Origin of the sequence: Aeromonas sp. ZOR0002, from assembly GCF_963866995.1 — a bacterium.
Classification (GTDB): domain Bacteria; phylum Pseudomonadota; class Gammaproteobacteria; order Enterobacterales; family Aeromonadaceae; genus Aeromonas; species Aeromonas caviae.
This window is the reverse complement of sequence record NZ_CAWMFQ010000365.1, coordinates 1-5,647: the sequence shown is the minus strand read 5'-3', so window position 1 is coordinate 5,647 and position 5,647 is coordinate 1. Positions and strand designations below refer to the sequence as shown.

Sequence of the window (5,647 nt, the reverse complement as noted above, 5' to 3'; positions counted from 1 at the left end):
ATTCTTCCTCTTATGGCCCGCCATTCTGGCTCAGGCCCACGGCTGCGGGGCGCTCGCCACCACCGCCAAGGGGGCGATGACGGCACTGCCCACCCGCACCCGGCTGGATGAATTTTTGCGATCAGGCGCAGACGGCTGTTGATCCGCGGCTAGAACCGCGGGTCGACAGACCCTACTCTCATGTGACATGGGCCTGCCGACGGCGGGCCATAAGAGGAAGAATATGAATATCAGTGCGATAGCCCAGGATCTGGTGCCCCTGCTCGGGGGCAAGGAGAACATCGTCAGCGCCGCCCACTGCGCCACCCGGCTGCGGTTGGTGCTGGCGGACGACAGCAAGGTGAACAAGGCCGCCATCGACAAGCTGGAGGGGGTCAAGGGGTGCTTCAGCAACGCCGGCCAGATCCAGGTGATCTTCGGCACCGGCCTGGTCAACAAGGTCTATGCGGAGTTCGTCACCCTGACCGGGACCGGCACCGCCAGCAAGGCGGAGCTGACCGACATGGCGACGGCCAAGCTCAACGTGGCCCAGCGTCTGGCGCGGACCCTCTCCAACATCTTCGTGCCCATCATTCCGGCCATCGTCGCCTCCGGCCTGCTGATGGGGCTGCTCGGCATGGTGCGCACCTACGGCTGGGTCAACGCCGACAGCGCCCTGTTCGTCATGCTCGACATGTTCAGCTCGGCAGCCTTCATCATCCTGCCGATCCTCATCGGTTTTACGGCGGCGCGCGAATTCGGCGGCAACCCCTATCTGGGGGCGACGCTGGGCGGCATTCTCACCCACCCGGCCCTGACCAACGCCTGGGGCGTGGCCGGGGGCTTCAAGACCATGGACTTCTTCGGCCTGGATGTCGCCATGATCGGCTACCAGGGCACCGTCTTCCCGGTGCTCCTGGCGGTCTGGTTCATGTCCCACCTGGAGAAACAGCTGCGCAAGCGCATCCCTGACGCCCTGGATCTCATCCTCACCCCGTTTTTGACCGTCATCATCACCGGCTTCGTGGCGCTGCTCTTCATCGGCCCCGCCGGTCGGGTGCTGGGGGATGGCATCTCGTTCGGTCTGAGCGCCCTCTATGAGCAGGCAGGCTGGCTGGCGGGTCTGGTGTTTGGCGGCACCTATTCCCTTATCGTCATCACCGGCATCCACCACAGCTTCCACGCCATCGAGGCGGGCCTGCTGGCCAACCCTGCCATCGGCGTTAACTTCCTGCTGCCCATCTGGGCCATGGCCAACGTGGCCCAGGGCGGGGCTTGCCTCGCGGTCTACTTCAAGACCCGGGACGTGAAGATCAAGGCCATCACGGTGCCGGCGGCCATGTCCTGCCTGCTCGGCATCACCGAGGCGGCGATCTTCGGGGTCAACCTGCGCTACATCAAGCCCTTCCTGGCCGGTCTGTTCGGCGGGGCCTGCGGCGGCGCCTACGTGGTGGCGGCCAAGGTCGGCATGACGGCGGTGGGCCTGACCGGCATCCCGGGCATGGCCATCGTCCAGCCCATGAGCCTCATCCACTACGTCATCGGTCTGGTGATCGCCTTTGGCGCCGCTTTCGCCGCCTCCTACCTGCTCAAGTACAAGGTGGAGTGATGAAGGAAAGCCAATTCCTCAACCAGGTTGTCCGGTCCCTGCTGGCCGGACAGCTCAAGGTGGCGGCCGATCCCCATCGGCCCCGATGGCATCTGGCAGCCCCGGTGGGGCTGCTCAACGATCCCAACGGCTTTATCGAGCACGACGGGCGCTATCACCTCTTCTACCAGTGGAACCCGCTCGGTTGCGAGCACCGCAACAAGGGCTGGGGGCATGTCACCTCCACCGATCTGCTGCACTGGCAGCACGAGCCGGTGGCGCTGCTGCCCACCGAGGCCTATGAGAGCCACGGCTGCTATTCGGGCTCGGCGGTGAGCGATGAGCAGGGGCGTCTGACCCTCATCTACACCGGCAACGTCAAATACCCGGACGGCAGCCGCACCGCCTACCAGTGTCTGGCCCGTGCCGACGGTGAGGGGGGCTTTGCCAAGCTGGGACCCGTGCTGGACCTGCCCGCAGGCTACAGCGGCCATGTGCGCGACCCCAAGGTGTGGCACGACGCTCGGCAGTGGTTGATGGTGCTGGGGGCCCGCACCCTGGACGATCGGGGTGAGGTGCTGCTCTATCGCGGTGACACCCTGGATGCCTGGACGCTGGTGGGCCCCATCGCCGGCAGCGGGCGCGGCGGTCTCGGGGAGTTTGGCTACATGTGGGAGTGTCCGGATCTCTTCCCCCTGGGAGATCGCCATGTGCTGATCAGCTGCCCCCAGGGGATTGCACCGCAGGGAGAGGATTATCGCAACCTCTACCAGTGCGGCTGGCTGGCGGGTGACTTCGATGGGACGCATTTCGCCCACGGGTCCTTCCACGAGCTGGACCGGGGATTCGAGTTCTATGCCCCCCAGACTACCCAGGATAGCCAGGGGCGGCGCCTGATGTTCGGCTGGCTGGGCTTGCCGGAGGAGAACGAGATGAGCCAGCCCACTCTCGAGCACGGCTGGATCCACCAGATGAGCTGCCCGCGGGAGCTGTTCTGGCAGGATGAGTGGCTCTGCCAGCGGCCGGTGGCAGAGCTGGGCGCCCTGAAAGGGGAGCAGACCCGCTTCGAGGGGGCGCCGGACGAGCTGCCGCGCCTTGCCATCGACTCGGCCTGGCTCGATCTGGCGCTGTGCGGTGAAGGGCGCATCGGGTTCGGGGCCGTGGTCGAGCTGGTGTGGCAGCCGGGGCGTCTTGTCCTGCGTCGCCAGAACTGGCAGAGCGGAGAGTGGGAGGAGCGAAGCGCCCCCTGGCTTGGGGGCAAGATCACCGTCTTGTGTGACCGCTCCAGCCTGGAGTGCTTCGTCGATGGCGGGCGCCAGAGCTTGTCGACCCGTTACTTCCCCGGCGAAAACCCAGTACTTTCCGCACGTTGCGGTGGTGATGGCAGCAAAATTTGCCTCGATCACTGGCCGCTGGCGACCTGCCTAGTACAATAGCCCGGTATCAGTGTGCCGGGAGGTCAGGTGGAGAAGAAGAAACGGATCACGATTGCCCAGATAGCCACGCTTGCGGGGGTCTCCAAGGCCACCGCCAGCCTGGTGCTCAACGGCAAGAGTGCGGAATACCGCATCGCCGACGATACCCGCAAGCGGATCCAGGCGGTGGCGGACGAGTGCCACTATCAGCCGAGCATCCATGCTCGCTCCCTGCGGGAGGTGCGCAGCTACACCTGGGGGCTGGTGATCCCCGACCTCACCAACTTCGGCTTCGCCAGCATAGCCCGTGCCCTGGAGGCCCGCTGTCGGGAGGCGGGCCTCCAGCTGCTCATCGCCTGCTCCGAGGATGATCCCACCCTGGAGCAGCGGGTGGTGGACAACCTCATCAGCCGTCAGGTGGATGGCCTCATCGTCGCCTCCAGCGGCCACAGTGACGACATCTATGCCCGCATTCACGACCGCTTGCCGGTGGTGCAGCTCGACCGCCACATCGGTGAGTCGCGCCTGCCCATGGTGATCTCGGACGCCTGCAAGGCCACCGCCGAGCTGGTACAGGATATGGCTGAGGATTGCGGGGAGGAGATCTACTACTTCGGCGGTCTGCTGGATCTCTCCCCCAGCCGCCACCGGCTGGCGGGTTACGAGCTCGGATTGCACCGGGCCGGGCTGGAGGCCACTTCAGACCGGGTCCGCCACCGTGACTACCAGCCGAGCTCGGGTTATCAGCTGATGTCTGAGCTGGTGGACGAACTCGGGGCGCCGCCGAAGGGGCTTTTTACCGCCTCTTTCACCCTGCTGGAGGGGGTGCTGCGTTACCTCAACGAGGCGGAACTGATGGAGACCGGCATGCGCCTGTGTACCTTCGACGATCACGATCTGCTCGACTGCATCCCCATGCGCATCGATTCCGTGGCCCAGGATTGCCCGGCCCTGGCCCGGGCCGCCTTCGAGATGATGCAGCAACTCATCGCGGGCAATCCCCCTGCCCAGACCGCCCAGGTCATCAACCCCAGGGTGCGCTGGCGCAGCCGCCGCTAGGCACACGGCTTCCCTTTCCTGTGAAAAAGCCCCGCCGGATCCGGCGGGGCTTTTTGTGCTGCGTCTGGTATGAGGGCGTCAATCGGTGATGCTGGCCCGCCAGAAGATCTGCTTGATGTGAGGGTGCTCCCCGAGCGTGTTCATCAGGGCATCGAGCTTGGTGCCATCGATGGCGGTGGCGAGCAGCGCCGCCGAGATCTCGAGATCCTGATCGCCGAAGGGGGTGATGTCGAGCTCGCTCAGGGGGTAGTGGGCCTGCTCCAGCATCTGCTCGAGCCAGGGCAGTACCTCCTTCTGGTGAGCGCGGCCGATGAGAGCGGTCACGTGATAGGTCACTTCGGTGTCCATGTTGTCCACCGGGTCACGGTTTATCTGGTTGACCAGGGGGCGCAGCAGGGTGTTGGCGGCCAGCACGAAGAGGGCGCCGAGGATGGCCTCCAGGGCGAACCCGGCGCCGCAGGCGGCCCCGACCGCGGCCATGCCCCACAGGGTGGCCGCTGTGTTGATGCCCCGGATGTTGCCGGATTCCCGCATGATGACGCCAGCGCCGAGAAAACCGATGCCGGAGACGATGTAGGCCACCACGTGGACGACCCCGTAACTGCCGCCATGCAGGTCATAGATGCGCTGGGCCAGGTTGACGAACAGGGCCGCCCCCACGGCGACCAGCACGTTGGTGCGAAGACCGGCGGTGCGCTGGCGGTACTGGCGCTCCAGGCCGACCAGGCTGCCCAGCACGAAGGCGAGCAGCAGGCTGGCCAGGGTGTCGAGCAGGGCGAGAAAATCGAGTTGTTGCCACATTCTCATGAAGGGTCTCCTTCTGGGGATGCCGACCAGCCTTCGCCCCCGGGTTGCGTGAGAGACGGGGGGCAAGGTCGACATCGTGGTGAATGCAAGGGCGCGACCCGCCTCCTGACGGGGCGGGATGGCGCAGAGCAGGGAAGAGGCCCTTCACGGTTGCCCGGGAAGGACCTCGCCTCGTTCGAGGGTCAATGCCTGGTGGCGTCGTCCCCGGCGCGGGGGCGCAGTTCCCAGCGTACCGGGTGAACAGCCCCGACCTGGTGGATGAACTGCACCAGATAGCGGCGCTGGGGCGGCGTGCAGTAGAGGCTCAGCACCAGCACGCGGCCTTCACCGCGCCCGGGCTGCATGGACTGCAGGGGACTGAGTCCGGCCGGTTGCAGGGTGTGGCTCACCGCCGCCAGCACCTGCTCCATGTCGGCTCTGTCTTCGCAGCGGATGTGCAGCCGATAGAGGTGCTGACGCCGTCTGCCACGTTGCCAGAGTGGTCGCAGGCCCCGTCCCAGTCTGCTCAGCAGGGAAGGGGATTTGTCAGCGACAGGGTTGTTTGAAATCAAGCGCATAGCAGCCTCCTTTTGGGAAGCAGAAACTATGCAGGCAAGGTGTCGTGGGATGAGTCCGCGTCACCTGACGTCAAGTGTGAAAAGCGGGGAAAAGAGGGATCCACTTCTCGCAGGGTGGCGAGTCGCGGCAGAGAAAAACCTGCGGCTAGCTCGCGACCAGGGTGCCGACGACGAGGGTCGGCGTGCGTCTGTCACTTGATGAGTTGCCCACCGATGGTCTCCGCTAGTGATAAAGAGGCGAC

General features: G+C 65.5%; 5 protein-coding genes. 3 read left to right on the top strand and 2 right to left on the bottom strand.

What is annotated here, in order from left to right; all coding sequences use genetic code 11:
- The first annotated feature begins 223 nt into the window (after positions 1-223).
- Genes AACR77_RS19560 through AACR77_RS19550 form a run of 3 tightly spaced genes read left to right on the top strand, consistent with a single transcriptional unit; the run spans position 224 to position 4,041 of the window.
- Complete coding sequence (locus tag AACR77_RS19560) at positions 224-1,588, top strand: sucrose-specific PTS transporter subunit IIBC (protein WP_041214803.1); 1,365 nt, start codon at positions 224-226, stop codon at positions 1,586-1,588.
- Complete coding sequence (locus AACR77_RS19555) at positions 1,588-3,003, top strand: glycoside hydrolase family 32 protein (protein ID WP_042881680.1); 1,416 nt, start codon at positions 1,588-1,590, stop codon at positions 3,001-3,003. The genes AACR77_RS19560 and AACR77_RS19555 overlap by 1 nt, the downstream gene beginning before the upstream one ends.
- 27 nt (positions 3,004-3,030) lie before the next feature.
- Complete coding sequence (locus AACR77_RS19550) at positions 3,031-4,041, top strand: substrate-binding domain-containing protein (protein WP_039039230.1); 1,011 nt, start codon at positions 3,031-3,033, stop codon at positions 4,039-4,041.
- Between the two features lie 78 nt (positions 4,042-4,119).
- Here AACR77_RS19550 and AACR77_RS19545 read toward each other — a convergent pair whose 3' ends face one another.
- Positions 4,120-4,848, bottom strand: a complete 729-nt coding sequence (locus AACR77_RS19545) for an MgtC/SapB family protein (RefSeq protein WP_042881678.1) — start codon at positions 4,846-4,848, stop codon at positions 4,120-4,122.
- A 182-nt stretch (positions 4,849-5,030) separates the two neighbouring features.
- On the bottom strand, positions 5,031-5,405 hold the full coding sequence (locus AACR77_RS19540) for a hypothetical protein (RefSeq protein ID WP_041214805.1): 375 nt from the start codon (positions 5,403-5,405) through the stop codon (positions 5,031-5,033).
- Positions 5,406-5,647: the final 242 nt, after the last annotated feature.